The following is a 17,697-nucleotide window of genomic DNA, read 5'->3' as shown; positions in this document are numbered from 1 at the left end:
TTCAAAATCGCTTCCAATAATTCGAATTTGTAGTCGGATGGTGCGGTATTAAATATGCTCTAAGTAGAGCAAAAATCCGAAATCAGTATGATGAGAGCGTGTTAAGCCGAATTATTTTGGCTTTGATTCTCCTTTAGCTACATAGCGGAAAAGTGAAGGAATAGTCACCTATTTCTTTTTATTTCAAGGAAGCAGATGAATGAGGGGGTAGCAATTTTAACCAAATTTTGGATATTTTAAAAATCAGCAAATCCAGATGTAATGCCTTAGTAGAGAGTTTATTTTGTTAAGAGTTGGGGTTTTTCGGTGAATAATTGGGGGCACAGCACAAACTTGAATTTCTCTCAAAGACTTTTGAAAATTGAGGGGATAAAAAAAGTAATATTCACCTAAAGTATACTTAAATAGTAATTTGGGGGTGATGTCCAATTTCCGTATAAAAATGTGCCATCAATCATTTCATTTATTTAGTCGATGGTAACAGGTCAGTGTGAGGTGGATTTCCTGCATATTTGGTTCCAATCCTAATAGCAGCATTGGTTTTTATTATGTAATTATATATTTTATGTTTTTAATTATTAAAGCCATGAAAAGACTACTTTACCTACTGTTTTTGATTCCTTTATTTTTTTCTAGTTGTGCCACAATGTTTGGAGGTGGGAAATACCGTGCTAGAATTGTGGTGCCTGATCACCCTAATGCTAAAATTGAATATATGGGCAGCGTTCGGGGTATGGGAGACGCCACAGTGCTGGTACCTCGTAAGGATGCGGATAAGCTGTCTCTGAAAATAAGTGAAAAGGACTGTGAGGCTCAAATGGTGAACTACCACCGGAAAGTTTTTCGTGGTTGGGCATTTACTGGGTCTTTATTAGGATGGACTGGTTTGCTCAATGGCATTCCATTGCCTTGGGGAATAGCTGTTGATGGGATAAATGGAGCCTTCTGGAAGCCGGATGTCCGGGAAAGTGGAATCTTTAAAGAAGATTATAATAATTATATTTATCAGATAAATTATAATGGTTGTAAAACAGAAGATGGACTAGTAGGAAAGCTTGAGGAGGAACCACAAGAAGATTAAAAACCGTTTTCAAGCATATATAAAAGTCAAGCTTATAAATGAGTATAGGAAGATGTGCCTTTCTAGTGCTGGAAGCTGTCAAAAAAATTGAGTTTAACACTGCCTGTTGGGAATTCTGACAGGCTTTTTTGTTCAACTTCGATTAATCAGCATACATCCACGTTTAGCTTGAGGGCAGGAAAAATGACGGAATAGGTACCTATTTCGAGTTTTTTGAAATGATGCATATGATTGGGGAGAGAGCCCATTTACCCAATTTGGGTTATTAAAGATTCAGAAAATACAACCCTAATGAGCTGATAATAAGTTGTTAAGATTGGACAACGAAATCACGCGTTAAATAATTGGGGTTAAGTAGACCGTTAGTCACTAGGAGTTTACCGTTAGTGTACTAATTGGCCTATTGTTAAGTCCTATTTTTTACATTTATAATTATATATATCTTATAGCAAGTACTAATTGACCTGCTATGGACTTAACCTTTAATACTTATGCCGAAATTACAAATTGAAAACCTGGTCAAGGTTTACCCGAATGGGGTAAAAGCCCTGGATAATGTTTCTTTGGAGATTGAAAACGGAATGTTTGGTCTTTTGGGACCTAACGGAGCAGGGAAGTCTTCTTTAATGCGAACCCTGGCAACGCTTCAGGATGCCGATTCCGGCAGTGCAAAGCTGGATGATATCAACATTTTCGAACAACCGCAGGAATTGAAGCAGGTGCTAGGGTATTTACCTCAGGAGTTCGGGGTTTATCCGCGTGTTACCGCGCAGGAGTTGTTAATGCATATTGCCGTTTTCAAGGGGATTGGCCATAAAAAGGAACGAAAGGAGTTGGTAGACTATCTTTTGAATAAGGTTAATTTATATGAGCACAAGGATAAGTATGTAAAGGGTTTTTCCGGTGGAATGAAACAGAGAGTCGGGATTGCCCAGGCATTGATTGGTAGTCCGAAGCTGTTGATTGTCGATGAGCCTACTGCCGGTCTGGACCCTGGAGAGCGTAACCGATTCCATAATTTATTGGCGGATGTGGGAGAGGAAGTCATTGTGATTTTATCCACCCACATTGTAGAGGATGTCCGAGAATTATGCACCAAAATGGCCATTATGAATAAAGGGAGGATCGTTTTTGATGGTGCACCGGAGGAGGCTTTGGGCAAATGGGAGGGTCAGGTTTGGCAGAAACAAATTGACCGGAAGGAATTGGAGGCTTACGAATCTCAATATCAGTTGATTTCTCATAAAATGGTGGCCGGGAAGCCCTTGGTGCATGTGCTGTCCGAGGTAAATCCTGGAGCGGGCTTCAAGTCGATTCCAGCTTCTTTGGAAGACGCCTTTTTTGCTGAATTATTAGAACAGGAGGTCGCATTATAAAGTCGAATAGATCATGTTTTATACTTTTTTTAAACAAGAGTTTCGGTCGGCTGTAAAGCGACCGATGGTGTACATCTTCTTTTCTCTTTTTGCTTTGTTGAGCGCCACTGCTGTCATGAGTGATAAGGTGATGATCGGTGGTGGAATTGGAAATGTATACCGCAACAGCCCCACTACGGTGGTGATTTTTACCCTTGTACTCAGTGTTTTTGCACTGGTGGTAGCGGCGGCTTTTTTCAATAATGCGGCACTAAGGGATTATAACAATGGCTTTCATGAAATTTTGTTTTCCAAGCCCATCAATCGCGGGGCCTACTACTGGGGGCGATTTTTAGCCGCCTGGAGTTTGTCCGTGATTCCGATATTGGGGATTTACCTGGGGGTGATCATCGGAACCTTTATGGGGCCGGCAGTTGGTTGGACAGATGCAGACCGCCTGGGGCCGGTGCCATGGGCTGCCTTTTCATCTGGCTTTTTGATTTTCGCGGTTCCGAATATGCTAATGGCCGGCGCTGTGGTGTATGCGCTCGCACATCGGTTCAAAAATACCATGTATTCCTTTATTGGAATTATTGTGATTTTAGTGGCTTATCTGGTCGCCGGTACTTTGATGTCTGATTTGGAGAATCAAAATCTGGCGTCTTTATTCGATATTTTAGGGGTGAGATCCTATTTCCATGCAACCCGCTATTTCACACCTGCCGATAAAAACGCCATCGGGGTGCCACTGGAAAAGTGGTTAGTGTTGAATCGCTTTTTGTGGGCCGGAGTCAGTGTTTTGGTGCTGCTGATCAGCTATTATTTCTTCAGCTTTAAAACGGTGGCCAGCGGTAAAAAATCCTCAAAAAAGACACAGGAGGAAAAGATCCCGTCAGCAAAAGCATTGAGCATGCCGGTTTTTCATCAGGAGTTTTATAAAGGATATGCTATTTCGCAATTTATCAGTACGTTTAAAATGGATTTTAAAAGTCTGATGAAGAGCACCTTATTTAAGGTGATGGTATTGTTCAGTCTCTCTCTCTTTGTGGCGGACCTTTTGCAGGGCTTTGAATACTATGGATTGCAGAGTTTTCCAGTGACTTATAAAATGGCAGGCTTGGTTCAGAATTCGTTGGCTTTAATGTTAATTGTATTTTCCATTTTTTACTCCGGGGAATTAATTTGGAAGGACCGTGATGCCAGACTAAATGAGGTAATGGGGGCCAGCCCCAAATTGAATTTTGTCAATCTATTGGCCAAGGTTTCCGCTGTATTGGGAACGTATGTTTTACTGGCCACGACTTTAGTGTTGCTGGCAATCGCCTATCAGTTGATCTCCGGCTATTACCTGATTAAGCCCTCCGTTTATTTTGGAAGTCTGATTTTCAATATGCTCGCTTCTAATGTGATTTGGTTGGTGATTGCGATTTTTATTCAGGTGATGATGAGCAATAAGTATTTTGCTTATTTTATTACGGTGATGCTTTATTTTTGTACCGATATTATCCTGGCCATTTTGAAAGTGGAAAGTAAGATGTTGAGTATTGGCGGGCTGCCTTATGTCAAGTATTCAGACCTAAGTGGCTTCGGTCCTTCTCTGGAAGCCAATATTTGGTTTTCGGCATTTTGGTTATTGCTCTCCGGTATCATCCTTTGGAAAGCGTCTTTATTCTTTCAGGATAAAGTAGGGCAGACATTTAAGCAGAGGATGATTTTTGCCAGTAAACAATTATCGGCTAGGGTAATGATGGGTGGCGCTTCTTTGTTCGTGATTTGGGTTTTTGTTGGTGGATGGATCTATTATAATACACAAATTTTAAACCCCTATAAAACAAGTGACGAGCTGGAGGAATTGGCAGTGAATTATGAAAAAGAATATAGCAAATACCGCGGTTTTCCTCAGCCCAAGATTTCAGATGTTGTTTATCATGTAGATTTATTTCCCCATGAGCGAGCGATGAAGGCGAAGGTAGACTGGACGATTTATAATGCTCATGAAGCCCCGGTAGATAGCTTGATTTTTACTTTCGATAAATCGTATCATCCGGTATTCAATATTCCTCATGCTGAGTTATCCTTTATGGATGAAAATGGTTTCTGTATTTATACTTTACAGCAGCCTTTGGCACCGGGAGACAGCATGAAAATTCAAATCAACACGTCCTATGCGGCTAGGGGATTTGAGAATAGTGTGTCGAATGGAGGCATTTTGAAAAACGGGACCTTTATCATGAATTTCCAGTTTATACCAACCATTGGATATGATGCGCAAAAGGAATTGCAGGATCGCCATACCCGGAAAGAGAAAGGACTTCCGGAACGACTTCGGGCAGCAGTTTTGGATCAAAATGATATCGAAACGCGGAACAAGAATTACCTCACCAATGGACAATCCGACTGGATTCCTATGGAAACCTTCATTTCCACTTCGGCGGACCAGATTCCGATAGCTGCGGGAAGTTTGATTGCTAAGGAAGAAAGGGATGGCCGAAATCATTATCATTATAAGGTGGATCATTCTTCTCAGCGTTTTAATGCTTTCATTTCTGCTGATTATGCGGTGCGTAGTAAAAAATGGAATGGTATTGATATCGAAATTTACTACAATGAAGAGCATCCAGAGAATGTAGACCGTATGATTACCGCTGTTCAGAATTCTTTAGATTATTACAGTAAAAATTTCGGTCCGTATACCCATAAACAAGCTCGAATTATAGAATTTCCCCGCTTTGGAGATTATGCTCAGGCCTATCCCGGAACGATGCCTTATTCCGAATCCATGGGATTCATCATCGATTTGGAAAAAGAAGGCGAGAATAATTTTGTGAATGAAGTGGTAGCCCATGAAATGGCACATCAGTGGTGGGCGCATCAGCTTGTTTCTGCTCCTATGCAAGGAGGAACAATGCTTACCGAAAGCTTTGCGGAATATTCTGCATTAATGGTGATGAAGCAAGCTTCCACAGATATGGAAATGAAGGAATTCCTCAAATACAATATGGACCGTTACCTGGGGGGAAGGTCTATGGAGAGAGAAAAGGAATTGCCTTTGTATAAGGTGGAGAATCAGGGCTATTTGCATTACCGTAAAGGTTCTGTGGTTTTGTATGCGCTGCAGGATTATTTGGGGGAAGAGCAGGTTAACAATGCCCTGCGGGATTTTCTGGCAGAATTTCGCTATGCGGAACCTCCGTATCCGACCTCACTGGACTTTTTAAGACATTTAGAAAATTATACGCCGGACTCCTTGCAGTATTTAGTAACGGATCTGTTAAAAGAAATTACGCTTTATGATTTCCGTATGGAAACTGCAGAGGCAAAGCCATATGGTGATGATCAGTATCAACTGGATTTGACTTTCACGGCCAAAAAGATCAAGGCGGATTCTTTAGGTAATGAGCTGGAAGTACCGATGCAGGATTGGATTGATGTGGGGGTATTTGCCGATGAGGCGCAAAAGGAGCTGGCGTTCAGAAAACGGGTAAAAGTGAAGGAAGGAAAGAACGAGGTTCGTCTGATATTGGATGAGCAGCCTTTAAAGGCAGCGGTTGATCCTCGACAGATCATGATTGAAAAGGTGGTGGATGATAATGTCAAAAGGGTGAATCAGCTCAAGGAGAAGGCTGATCTCATCGTGGAAAACGATATTTAAGCATACGGATAGAATGCATTTTAAAAAGAGTGGTTATGTATTTTAGCCACTCTTTTTTTTGATTGTGGTAATGACTACGGTGGAATTATTTGAATAGGAAATTTTATTTTTTTGGTGAATATGATAACTTATAAAATATCATTAGCACTGATCATTGAATGCTTATGACGCCTAACATCAAAAATCAATTCCTGATCTATTTCTGGAAAAGGTGCTTTTTCCTACCCCTGTTATTGACTGGACTTTTCTACTTATTTTCCCAACGCTTTCTGGACGCCACTTATTCAATGGAAGCCTATATAATCTCCACCTTGGTAAGCCTCTCTGGACTGAAGTTGTCCTATGTGGTCGGAATAAAGCTCACAGAAAATTCCTTGAATCTGATCCTATTGAATGCTTTTGGACGATATAAGGTGTTGGAAATTCAAAGAGAGGAGGTCATCAGATATGAAATGTTATCAGATAATGGCATGGATTTGGGACGTTTAAGAGTGGTCTATAAACAGAAAAGCCAAAAGGATTTTGCCGTTTTCGGATTAGCTCGATTCGAGGCTGTTGAAAATTAAGCGAGTAATTGGAGGAAGAATAGGGCCTGGTGCTTCTCATTTAAGGCGATGGATATAGCATTGTATGCTCCGCCTTACATGGTGTCTTCTATGTTATTAATTCGGGAAACATAAATTTAACAGAAGCCCTTTCAATTGAAGTTTTCATAGTTTCGATTAATGTTTTTTCGCCTTGTTTTACATTTGAATTTTTGTATGGAATAGCCTTTCAGAAATAGTCCTTTATTCCTTAATGTTGTTTTAATAATAGAAATATTATTACCTTCGGTCAAAAGATCAGGATTTGCAACACTTCAAAACCATTACCGAATATTGTGAGGCGATAGGCTTGTCTGCTCCGCTTCACCCGCATTTTGACATTCGCAGTTTTGAAGATAATATGGGAAAGGTCATTCCCCAAATGAAGCCTTTTCGACATGAATTCTACTCCATTGCCTTAAAGGCGGATGGTGGGGGAAAAGCCATTACGGGTTATCATGATCAGTTTCCGGAGGGTGTTACCATTTTTTTCAACTCCCCCTTCCAGATTCTTTCCTGGGATATCGTACCGGATTGGTCGGGTTATTATGTGATGATATCGCAGGATTTTATCGCAGGCTCACATCATTTTGAAAAGCTTTTGGATGAATTTCCTTTTCTGAAAATTGATGAATCCATCCCTTTTGAAATTCAGGAAGAAGACCTGAATAATCTGTTGCCCATCTACGAGAAAATTCAGAAAGAATACGAAGGTAGTGGAGAAGATAAATTTAATTTTATTGAGATTTATATCCTGCTGTTGCTCAATCAAGTGAAGCGATTATTCAATCAGAAATTTGATGCGGAGAGCGCTCATGAAAAAATCAGATCTGCGGATATTAAACTTTTAGCACGTTTTCAAAAATTAATCAAAACCAGCTTTTACCCCGATGCTGCGCTTGAGGCTGGCGCCAATTTGCATTCCCCCTCTTATTATGCCGAGATTCTAAATGTGCATCCCAACCATTTAAATGCGGTAGTCAAATCCATCAGTGGGCAAACTGCTATTCATCATATTCACTTCCATGTATTAAAATTGGCCAAAGCAGAACTCTTACAAACCACCGCAAGTGTAAAGGAAATTGCCTACAGCCTTCATTTTGACGCTCCCAACAATTTTAGCGCATTTTTCAAGAAGCACACTGGAAAAACACCCCTGAGCTACAGAAAAAATCATTAACCTTTGAAATTCATACTTTTTGCTTTGATTTCCTAAGCTCCTTTCCTTCCGGTTTCCTGACCTTTGAAATGTTAACCAAATCAAACACTTATGAGGACATTCGGGATTCTATTTTTGAGTTTGATGTCATTCACACTAAAGGCACAGGAAATGGAAACAGTCAATAATACGGTGGTGCAACTTTTCATCGCCACGGATCAAAGGGATTGGGATGCACTAGATCAGCTTTTCGCTCCAGAAGTTGAATTGGACTATTCGAGTATGAGTGGCAGCCCTGCCGCTAAACTTAGTCCGCAGGAAATTGCTGATAGCTGGAAAGCCATTCTACCGGGCTTTGAATATACTCATCATCAGTTGGGCAATATTTTAACCACAGTGGAGGGGGGCTATGCACATGTTTTTTGTTATGGCACCGCCACACACTTTCTGACTGATGAAGCCGGCAATGTATGGACGGTGGTCGGGACCTATGATTTTGATCTTCATAAGCAGGCCGGTGCCTGGAAAATCATCAAAATGAAGTTCAATTTTAAATATCAGGATGGTAATACCGGGCTACCGGTCAAAGCCATGGAAAAAGCGAAGTAGGCATGAAAATATTAACCTCCACCGGGCTGCTGTTATTAGCAGTGGTGTTGGCATCAGTGACTTCTTTCAATCGTAAATTCTCAGGGAAAAAAGCAAAAATAAAATGGAAATAGCAGCGCGAAATAAACTACAGGTAAAGGAATTCTTCCAGGCCCTGGAGACAGAAGATGCCGGGGCAGTAGCCGAACTATTTGCGGAAAACGGGGTCCATCGTAACCCTTATGCTTCAGGCTTATTTTCTGAGGGTGCGGTGGGAAAGGAGGCTATTAAAGCCTATTGGGAGCCCGTTTTCCCCAATTTTGATGGGATGGAATTCCCAATCGAGTACAATTATGCCATGGAAGATCCGGCAATGGTGCTGGTGAAATTTGAAGGAAGAATCAAATTGAAGGGTGATGCCGGGTGGTATAAAAATGATTATTACGCCACTTTCAAATTCAATGAAGCCGGCTTGATCGAAGAATATGTAGAAATCTTTAATCCCATAGTGGCCGCTCAGGGCTTTGGACTTATTGATCAAATTAAATCTCAAAACGAAACCAAAATGGAAAAGGTAAATTTCAATAGCGAAGGACTTAATTTAGTGGGGAACCTGTATTACCCTGCAGATTATCAGGAAGGAAAAGCATATCCTACCATTGTCGTATCCGGAAGCTGGACAACAGTAAAGGAACAAATGGCAGGTTTATATGCGGAAAAATTCGCGGAAAAAGGATTTATCACCTTGGCATTTGACTTCAGAAATTATGGAGAAAGTGAAGGTCAACCACGCTTTTGGGAGAATCCGACGATGAAGGTGCAGGATATCAAAAATGCGGTATCCTTTCTGGAAACGCTCCCGCAAGTAGATAATGATCGTATCGGAGCTTTTGCCGTTTGTGCGGGTTCTATGTATACTTTGATGGCGGCCGCAGAGGATTTCCGCATTAAAGCGGTAGTGACTGCAGCTTCCTGGTTGCATGATGCGGAAGCAGTGAAACTATTCTATGGAGGGGAAGAAGGCGTGAATGAGAAAGTCACCGCGGCAAGAAAGGCCAAAGAAGTTTTTGCCAAAGAAGGATTTGTGGAATATATCGAAACCATTTCCACTACCAATCCTGTAGCTGCCATGTACGGTCCTTTCGATTATTATCTGAATCCCGAGCGTGGAGCAGTGAAGGAATGGAGTAATGACAAATTCGCCGTCATGAGTTGGGAAGATTGGTTGACACTGGATCCCATGCCTTACGCGCCAAATCTGGCCGCCTCTACCCTGATGATTCATTCGGACGGTTGCGTATTGCCACAGTATACCAAAAATTTCTTCAACGACATCAAAACAACCGATAAAGAATTGGTTTGGATAGATACCGATCTGGAATCGCCCATGCAACAGTTTAACTTCTATGATCAGCCGGAAGAAGTGAGCCTGGCAGTAGAAAAGGGAGCAGATTGGTTCGGCGCTAAACTATAAGGAACCTCATGCTGTGTTCAGCATTACGAAGAATATTATCCCGTGGGCGATGCGCTTGCGGGATTTTTTATAGAATCCACCCGGGCTGGTAATAGACGGTATTAATTTGAGGGAGTTGTGACTTGCCAGTTAAAAATACTCCGACATTGGGCATTATCGGGTTTTTATTGATATGAAATGTAGCTGCTTAAATACGAATAGGGGTATTGTATGATTTTGATGATCATGACTTTGTGTTGTTTTTTATAGGTTTTGCTGTAATTTGTGGTTGCATTTATTGACCACTCCTGTAATTTTTTCCAAATCAATTTCCTGTTTTTAATCTTCAATAGATTCATCAGTTCGTGGAAATTCCTTGCTGTTTAAATTAAAACTATCTAGCGCCTGCCACTTCATGGGTAAACGACATACCTATTTTAAAGAGGGGTAATTTTTGGAAATAGGATGCCATTTTAACCGTTAATCATATACCTTTAGACCTTATGGTCACTTTTCGGTATTATGTAGATAGATTATTTCTCATCAATTAACATTAACCATCACTCCCACCCCATCATGAACAGAATTATTGTGATCTTCATCGGTTGGCTGCTACTTCACTCTGCCAGTGCCATTGGGAAGACCCCGGAGGTCAAAATAGGAAAAGACTCCTTATATCATATTAAGGCCGCCCCGAAAGAGGGGTTTAATTTTGATTATTATCTATTTATTCCTAAGGATACGCAAAAAAGTAAAAGTAACGTGCTATTGGTGGAAGGGACCAATACCGGATTAAGTGATGATTATGAACATCACCTGCATCATGCTTATGGAGCGGCAACAAAAAGTTCTGTGGGGAATTTCGTTTCTCAGCAGTTAAAGATTCCCTTGCTCGTGCCCGTTTTTCCGCGTTCCGCTACGGATTGGACAGTTTATACGCATGCCTACGATCAGGAAACTTTTTTATTAAAGGAAGGAAATCTGGCACGATTGGACCTTCAATTGTTGGCGATGGTTCATCATGCGCTTGAAGTATTAAAGTCCGCGGACTATTCTATGGAATCAAAGTTTTTTATGACAGGTTTTTCAGCTTCTGCTACCTTTGCAAATCGGTTTTCGATGCTTCATCCGGATCGGTTGAAGGCTGTTTGTGGTGGTGGAATGAATAGTCTATTAATGTTGCCAATTCATGAATTAGAGGGTGATTTATTGTCATTTCCTATGGGGATTTCTGATATCGATAAAGCTGATTATCCTTCCCTGGATTTAATGACTTTCAGGGAATTACCCCAGTTTTGGTTTATGGGGAGACAGGATAATAATGATGCCGCTCAATATGATGATGCCTATTCTCAAAAGGAACGTCAGCTGATTTTTCAGCTATTGGGGGAAGAAATGATGCCCCGTTGGGAAAAAGTACAAACCCTGTATCAACAGCAGGGGGTACAGGCGGTTTTTAAAACTTATCCTGATATCGGGCATGCGACCAGTCTGGAAATGAATCAGGAAATTGCCACTTTTTTTCGTCAATATATGGAGGTGACTCCCTAACCCGAATTATTCACCGCTAAATTAACCGGTTAAGCGTAATTGGCTTATTTTTAGTTTGTTATAAATTATTTTCTTTGGTTTATAATAGCCCAAATTTGGGGAAGCTTGTTTTCTCCTCATTCATCTGTTTCGTTGGAAAAAACTCGGAATAGGAAACTATTCCTTCATTTTTTCCGCCTTACAGCTAAACGAGGATTTAAGCCTGAATAATCCGGGTTAATAATAGGAGCCCCCTCGCATCCGCTAGGCCAGGCTTTCGGCGGTGGCTTTTATGGGCGGGCAATGAGGTAGTTCCCCCCAATGCCTGCCCGCCCATAAGAGCATGTTTAAAAGCCTAAATTCGCAGCGAAAATTTGATTATTGCAGAAGCGATAAAGGAATATTTTGAGAGAATAGCATCGCTATTGTTGAGAAATTATCCAAAATCGCTTCCAATAATTTCAATTTGCAGCCGGATGGAGTGCTTTTAAATATGCTCTAAAGAGCTCCAACAACCGGCTGTGCCTCCGCCTCTATCCCTGGGCCGGCGCCTGCCTCTGCATCTGAATGACTCCGATAATTTTCCTCCCGCAATAAAACCCATATTCCATACGATACTACCCCTCCTCTCAATATCGGTACAGACAAGGCATGCCTTGTCTCCACACCACAACTAATCTGGCTTCCAGGCAAAACCATTATTCAGGAAATAATAATAATGGACGGGGAACTATCTTTTATCCCTGAGGTAAGGCATGCCTTGGCTCTACCCAACCACGGGGAATATGGCTACGCTCCTTTATTCGGGAAAACATGCTCCTTGCCGGCATGATTAAATATGAACCTAATTCATGCCCACCCCTTATTCCGGTAAAATGATTCTCATATTCAGCACGTCCTCCTTTAAATTTTCCTAAATTGAAATACAGCATAAAAGAAGAACGCATGATATTTAGTGTAACCCAAAAAGTCCTGTGTATTAGCTCCTGATTAGTCCCCGTCTATGAAAAATATATTAGTGAAGTTTTTGTCAGGCTTGATCGCCTCCTTTATGTTGTTCTTTTCGATTTCTTTCATGACGGTTATTCCTCAATTGCATAGCTTTCTTTTTCGACCTGACAGAATTCAATTCAAAATCGGATTCCCCCTGGTTTACTATCAGGAGATGCTGGTGGATTGTCCTGATTTCAACTATCATTGGTCCCTTGCAAATCTCTTATTGGATTTTGGGATAGGGATGCTATTGGTGATGTCAGGTTATGCTATATTTCAAAAGTATGTAAAGTAAAATTAGCGGTATAGTAATAATGATTGTAATTACATTTGCGAAGCGTTTGATTATCAGGGGCATATGCTACACGCCCTTAGTCTACGGTCGTATCAATAAAAAACTTGGAACCACCGATTCAAATTCAGAGATAGAGGAAAAGCTCTATGCCATCCTAAAAGACAGCCCGGAAGAAAATTTTCATAGGAAAGGGAAGAATTTTTATGTGTCCAATGCCCAGCATAATATCCGGATTACTATTAATGCTTATACTTATCGCGTGATTACGGTGGATCGCCTGGATGACCTCCGGTAGAGACAAGGCACGCCTGGTCTCCTTCTTTTCGCAGGATTACGAAAAGGGAGGCGGCAGCGCCAGCGCAGCCGGCGAAGCATAAGCCCGGCGCACCGCATGAATGATCCTGGCGCGATTTGTACCAGTTCACCGCTCCCCGGCGAAGGGATGAAGGTAGCGGCGAAGCCGGTTGTTGGAGCTCCTTTCCGGCGGGCAGGCATTGGTGGATTTCAGGAAAACTGCCCGCCGGAAAGAGCGACTGCCGCCAGCCCGCCGAGCGATTGCGAGGGCCCAAAAAAAACGCCACCCCTCACGAGGTGACGCCAATCAAAATTTAACACTAATAAAGTTTTACAGTCCGATGATTCTCTTCAGGATCACCTCATTGCCCATCTGTATTTTCACCAGCTGCAATCCTTTTGGAAGTTGTAGCTGATCCAGCTTGAGAAGGTTAGTGCCGGCTTTGAGTTGCATTTGCCGGGCGGGAAGTAATCTTGCGCCGTTCAGGCTAAGGATTTCCACACTAAGCGTTTGCACCTGCTTACTTTCCACCTGCAGATAGAAATACTGTCGTACCTGCGTGGGGAAAAGGTCAACAGCGGTGGCCGGTTCTACCGTCAGTATGCGGTTATTCGCCTCCGGATTGCTGTCATACCATTGCCCGTTAAAATACCAGCCTTCTGTACTGCGGTTTAAGTCAGCGGTCTGGTTGCCATTGCCATCATGGAAAAGCAATTGGGTGGAAGTAATATCAGCAATGGTATAACTGAACCATTGGTTGCCTTCGGCATTCATAGGGACACCGGGCCAGTTGGAGGCAGAGCCGTCAGAAGCATTCCAGTAATGCAGCATCGGGCTGGTCCAGTCTGTTTTCAGGTGTAGGGTCAGGCCGTTGGGTGTGGTGTCATCGGGTTCGGTATCATACCACTGGCCGTTCCGGTACCAGCCGTTACGGTCCCTGCTCAAGTCCTCGCTTTGGTTTCCATTGTTATCATGGAACAGCAGTTGGGTGGAGCTCACACTCTCCGGGAAGGTGAAAGCATACCAGCCGTTGCTTTGGGACATGTTTTCACCCGGCCAGTTACTATTCGCCAGGCTCCCTTCCGGACTGGCATTCCAATGGTGGATCATAGGGTAACCCTTTACATAAACCGTGAATTCGCCCTCTGGCGTAGTTACTGTAAAGTCCGCGCTGTAAATGGAAGAAGCATTTCCGGCATTGTCCACAGCCATGGCTTTGACGGTGGTATTCTGATCAATGCTCAGGCTGATGCTGTTTTGCGCACTGGAAGATCCCGTATCCGGCTCGCTGCCATTGAGGGTGTAGTAAATGGTGGGGTTCGGATCCATATTGTCGGTGGCCGTGATGGTTACAGTTCCGGACCCACTGAATTGTCCGCCATCGGGTGAGATGCTGACTGTCGGGGCAAGGGTATCTTCAACCGGCACGGGCTCCGGTACCCAGCCGTTATCATACCATACATTTCCGCAGATATTCATTTCATCTCCGGTGATTTTACTGTCACCGCAAAGCAGAATCAAATTTGTACAGCTTCCATCCAGATAAAATTCATACCAGCCTTCGTATTTGGCGGAAGGGTTCATGCTTTCGCCGGGCCAGCTGGTGGTCATACTGCCTCCTTGCAGACTCCAGAAATAAATACCGGGATTACTGCAATCTGCTTTGAAGTAAACCGTCATGCCATCGCCATTTTGCGGGAAGGTGTAGCTATAACTTTCGATATCAGAATTGCCGGCGCTGTTGATGGCAATGGCTTTCAGCGTAACGGTGTTGCCGGGGCTTCCGCTCAACTGCACCGTTCCGGTGTAGGCCATACTTTGATTGGTCGGCGTGCTGCCATCGGTGGTGTAATAGATTTGTCCTCCGTTGGTAGTGGAAAGCGTTACTGTGGCTCCGCTGCCGGAAAGGCTTAGTACCGGAGGATCCACGGGTCCCGGGCTGCAATCCGGGCAACTATCGTACCATTGCCCCTCTTTATACCAGCCGGTTTTATCACGGAACAGGTCGGCGGTTTTATTGGCGGAATTATCACTGAAAAGTAAATTTACGGACTCCGTATCTTCGAAAACATACTGGTACCAGTCATCCTGCAGGGCAGTCATCAGCGGACCGGGCCAGTTGCTGGCAGGCAAAGTTCCGGCCGGGCTTTCTTCCCAGTAATGGACATTCACCTGATTCCAGTCGGAAGGTTTTTTGAAATAAACTTCCAGTCCCTGAATTTCCCCGATGCGGTAGCTGAAGGTCATGACTTCAGATTGTTGTCCTTCCCCGTCAATGGCGATGGCCTTGATGTCCGTGTCAGCATTCACCGGAATCGCACTGCTGAAGGACGCGCTGCCGGTGGTAGGAAGACTGCCATCTGTCGTATAATAAATGCGGTAAGGGCCACCGGCACCCAGGCTGGCAGATAGGCTGACGGACACCGGATCAGCATAGCGACCGGGGAAGGGCTGGCACTTACAAAAGGTTTGCCCGGTCCGCCTTCTCCCGCCTCAAAGAATCCAGGACCATTGGCCCCGATCATTCCCGGACCATTGCGCACAAACACTGCGGCAGAACCGGAAGCAACGGTACAGCTCAGGCTTCCACCGGAAACCATATACTCTTTGCCGGTTACCGCATCCCGGTACAGGCCGTCGGTCAGTCCGCTGAAATGGAAGGAGGCCGAACCATCTTTGGCCAGACCTACCGCCACTTCGCTGTCGCCATGTACCCGCACAAAGCCAACGCCATTGCCGCTTTGGCTGCCATCCCATCGCCAGCTTCCTTTTTGCAATGCCGGTACGGCCTTTCTCATGGCATTCAGCTTTTTAATATGCTGGTAGATTTTATGGCCGGGTGCCTGATCCATGACGTCGCCATAGTAGGCCCGGCCGGTTTCATTGATGGATTTTTTGATGCCTTCCGAGTCATGGATGTCAGCAAAGGTCCCGGATTTAAAGCGCATCTCGGTGCCGTAATACACGATCGGAATGCCGCGCCAGGTGAACATGAAATTCAGGCAGGCCGCCAGATTTTCATCAGTGCCCCCATAGCGTTTGTTCCAGTCATTATTCGGCCCGAAATCGTGATTGTCCAGCCAAAGTAAGTTGGTGGAAGCATCGGCATAAAGGTGATCATAGCGGTCGGCAGCCTGCACACCGGAGAAGCTTCCACCATATTCAAAAGGATCGTGGAAAGAGGCCTGGGCATAAAAGTCGATCACCGCCATGCCGGAAGGTGCGGAATTATTCACCGCTCCCCGCCAGGTATACCAATGCGGGTTGATCTCTTCCACATTATGCAATTCATGTCGCTTCTGTGCCACCTCTCCAAAGACAAATAAATCCGGATTAATCGCTTTGAAGGCGTCCAGAAAGTACAACACATCCTCCCGGTCCATATGCTTGATGGTGTCCCAGCGGAAACCATCCACGCCCATCTCAATGAAAGTTTTGTAAGCATTCACCAAATATTCCCTGACTACCGGGCTACTGGTGTTAAAGTCCGGGCAGTCTCCCGCCAGGGCACGGTTGTATAAGTTCTCCGTATCGTCCCAGCCCTGCGCAAAGCCATTGCCACTGTGGTGGTACCAGTCCGGATCCGTAGTGTTTACATAGGATTCGGTCGAGGGCCAGTTGAATTGAGACAAGTCATTATTATAAGGGGCCGGCATGGTTGGGATATTGGCGCGGCTCCAGATTTTCCCGTCCGCAGGGTTGGGCGTCATCCCGTCATATTCCCAATTCGGGTTGGGCTGCAGGACATTGCCATTGCTGTCCTGTCCCCAGGGCTGTGTAGGGTCCGTATTGTATTTAATCTCCGACAGGCCCTTTACTCCGAACCGTCCGGAATGGTTGGTCACCACATCCAGCACAATTTTCATGTCCCGGGCATGTACTGCATTGATCAGGTCCTGAAAGGTAGCGCCTGGAGATTCCAGTCTCGGATCCACCTTCGTGAAATCATAGGCATGATAACCATGATAATCCAGCGGACTCCAGTTCTGCACGATCGGCGTAATCCAGATGGCCGTAAAGCCCAGGTCCTGAATGTAATCCAGCTTCTGAATCAGCCCTTTGAAATCTCCCCGCCAGGTGACATCCTGCGGATCTGTAATCCCCGGATTTACCTCCGGATCTTCATTGTAGGAGCTCCACTCATTCGGTCGGTTATTGGACGGGTCCCCGTCAAAAAAGCGGGTGGTGAGCAGGAAGTAAATTGTCTCTTCCCGGAAGTCGGTCTGTGCCATGGAGAGCGGAGCGCTCAGCATCCAGCTGCCTAGCAGCAACAGGCAAAAACGTAAACATTTCATCTTCATAATTTTTTTGGGTAGGTAAGTGCCGGAACTTTCCGACGAAAAAATCATGGGCCTAACCTAATTCAGTTTCCATCCTCCTTGCGCACTGAATTCAAAAAAACAGCCTTCAGGCGTAATCTGACACGTCCCAATTCATAAAAAGGGACGCGACACTCTCGTATTGTGGATTATTTGCAGGGGCCCCCTCGCATCCGCTCGGCCAGGCTTTCGGCGGTCGCTTTTATGGGCGGGCCAGTTGGATTGAATTTTCCAAATGCCTGGCCCGCCCATAAAGAGCTCCAACAACCGGCTTCGCCTCCGCCTCTATCCTTGGGCCGGCGCCCGCCTCCACATCGGAAGGATTCCGATTTTTTCTCTCCCGCAATAAGATCCAAATTCCATACGATACTACCCCTCCTCTCAAAATGGGTA

The 17,697-nt window shown here is 44.2% G+C and carries 13 protein-coding genes; 10 read left to right on the top strand and 3 right to left on the bottom strand.

The genetic code is table 11. The features are described from left to right. The first annotated feature begins 586 nt into the window (after nt 1-586). From NG22_RS11405 to NG22_RS11370, 8 genes are all read left to right on the top strand, one after another. Entirely contained in the window at nt 587-1,081 is a 495-nt protein-coding gene (locus NG22_RS11405) for a hypothetical protein (RefSeq protein ID WP_157601029.1), read from the top strand. A gap of 491 nt (nt 1,082-1,572) precedes the next feature. Next, the gene (locus NG22_RS11400; RefSeq protein ID WP_053405845.1) at nt 1,573-2,457 is read left to right on the top strand and encodes an ABC transporter ATP-binding protein; all 885 of its coding nucleotides are present in this window, start codon (nt 1,573-1,575) and stop codon (nt 2,455-2,457) included. Nucleotides 2,458-2,470: 13 nt separating this feature from the next. Next, complete coding sequence (locus NG22_RS11395) at nt 2,471-6,088, top strand: M1 family aminopeptidase (protein WP_072159065.1); 3,618 nt, start codon at nt 2,471-2,473, stop codon at nt 6,086-6,088. A gap of 287 nt (nt 6,089-6,375) precedes the next feature. Then, entirely contained in the window at nt 6,376-6,654 is a 279-nt protein-coding gene (locus tag NG22_RS11390) for a hypothetical protein (protein WP_157601027.1), read from the top strand. Nucleotides 6,655-6,937: 283 nt separating this feature from the next. Next, nucleotides 6,938-7,852: a helix-turn-helix domain-containing protein gene (locus NG22_RS11385; protein WP_053405842.1), complete on the top strand. Its 915-nt coding sequence runs from the start codon at nt 6,938-6,940 to the stop codon at nt 7,850-7,852. Nucleotides 7,853-7,975: 123 nt separating this feature from the next. Then, entirely contained in the window at nt 7,976-8,440 is a 465-nt protein-coding gene (locus NG22_RS11380; protein ID WP_053405841.1) for a nuclear transport factor 2 family protein, read from the top strand. 103 nt (nt 8,441-8,543) lie between these two features. Then, nucleotides 8,544-9,893 carry a nuclear transport factor 2 family protein gene (locus NG22_RS11375; protein WP_082305066.1) on the top strand — a complete coding sequence of 450 codons (1,350 nt, stop codon included), beginning with the start codon at nt 8,544-8,546 and terminating at the stop codon, nt 9,891-9,893. A 555-nt stretch (nt 9,894-10,448) separates the two neighbouring features. Then, nucleotides 10,449-11,423 (top strand): hypothetical protein, encoded by a 975-nt coding sequence (locus NG22_RS11370; RefSeq protein ID WP_053405840.1) that lies wholly within the window; start codon nt 10,449-10,451, stop codon nt 11,421-11,423. 716 nt (nt 11,424-12,139) lie between these two features. Here the strand turns inward: NG22_RS11370 and NG22_RS11360 are convergent. Then, on the bottom strand, nt 12,140-12,349 hold the full coding sequence (locus tag NG22_RS11360) for a hypothetical protein (RefSeq protein WP_053405838.1): 210 nt from the start codon (nt 12,347-12,349) through the stop codon (nt 12,140-12,142). A gap of 56 nt (nt 12,350-12,405) precedes the next feature. On the opposite strand from NG22_RS11360, the gene NG22_RS11355 reads away from it, so the two are divergent. Both NG22_RS11355 and NG22_RS11350 read left to right on the top strand, forming a co-directional pair. Further along, complete coding sequence (locus NG22_RS11355) at nt 12,406-12,690, top strand: hypothetical protein (protein ID WP_157601026.1); 285 nt, start codon at nt 12,406-12,408, stop codon at nt 12,688-12,690. A 19-nt stretch (nt 12,691-12,709) separates the two neighbouring features. Then, nucleotides 12,710-12,985, top strand: coding sequence for a DUF3781 domain-containing protein (locus tag NG22_RS11350; RefSeq protein WP_053405836.1), 276 nt, complete (start codon nt 12,710-12,712; stop codon nt 12,983-12,985). 330 nt (nt 12,986-13,315) lie between these two features. Here NG22_RS11350 and NG22_RS11345 read toward each other — a convergent pair whose 3' ends face one another. Next, nucleotides 13,316-15,409 carry a starch-binding protein gene (locus NG22_RS11345; RefSeq protein WP_072159064.1) on the bottom strand — a complete coding sequence of 698 codons (2,094 nt, stop codon included), beginning with the start codon at nt 15,407-15,409 and terminating at the stop codon, nt 13,316-13,318. Beyond that, a complete protein-coding gene (locus NG22_RS11340; RefSeq protein WP_172674369.1) occupies nt 15,292-17,280 on the bottom strand; it encodes an alpha-amylase family glycosyl hydrolase in 1,989 nt (662 codons plus the stop codon). The genes NG22_RS11345 and NG22_RS11340 overlap by 118 nt, the downstream gene beginning before the upstream one ends. Between the last annotated feature and the right edge of the window lie 417 nt (nt 17,281-17,697).

The sequence above is a fragment of the Persicobacter sp. CCB-QB2 genome (genome assembly GCF_001274635.1).
Taxonomy (GTDB): Bacteria; Bacteroidota; Bacteroidia; order Cytophagales; family Cyclobacteriaceae; genus Persicobacter; species Persicobacter diffluens.
This window is presented reverse-complemented; position numbering and strand designations above follow the sequence as displayed.

Bases quoted from the DNA above. Each gene is read 5' to 3' on its own strand.
- NG22_RS11380 (WP_053405841.1), top strand. From the start codon at position 7,976: ATGTCATTCACACTAAAGGCACAGGAAATGGAAACAGTCAATAATACG.
- NG22_RS11395 (WP_072159065.1), top strand. From the start codon at position 2,471: ATGTTTTATACTTTTTTTAAACAAGAGTTTCGGTCGGCTGTAAAGCGA.
- NG22_RS11350 (WP_053405836.1), top strand. From the start codon at position 12,710: ATGATTGTAATTACATTTGCGAAGCGTTTGATTATCAGGGGCATATGC.
- NG22_RS11340 (WP_172674369.1), bottom strand. From the start codon at position 17,280: ATGAAATGTTTACGTTTTTGCCTGTTGCTGCTAGGCAGCTGGATGCTG.
- NG22_RS11405 (WP_157601029.1), top strand. From the start codon at position 587: ATGAAAAGACTACTTTACCTACTGTTTTTGATTCCTTTATTTTTTTCT.
- NG22_RS11400 (WP_053405845.1), top strand. From the start codon at position 1,573: ATGCCGAAATTACAAATTGAAAACCTGGTCAAGGTTTACCCGAATGGG.
- NG22_RS11390 (WP_157601027.1), top strand. From the start codon at position 6,376: ATGGAAGCCTATATAATCTCCACCTTGGTAAGCCTCTCTGGACTGAAG.
- NG22_RS11360 (WP_053405838.1), bottom strand. From the start codon at position 12,349: ATGCGTTCTTCTTTTATGCTGTATTTCAATTTAGGAAAATTTAAAGGA.
- NG22_RS11355 (WP_157601026.1), top strand. From the start codon at position 12,406: ATGAAAAATATATTAGTGAAGTTTTTGTCAGGCTTGATCGCCTCCTTT.
- NG22_RS11375 (WP_082305066.1), top strand. From the start codon at position 8,544: ATGGAAATAGCAGCGCGAAATAAACTACAGGTAAAGGAATTCTTCCAG.
- NG22_RS11370 (WP_053405840.1), top strand. From the start codon at position 10,449: ATGAACAGAATTATTGTGATCTTCATCGGTTGGCTGCTACTTCACTCT.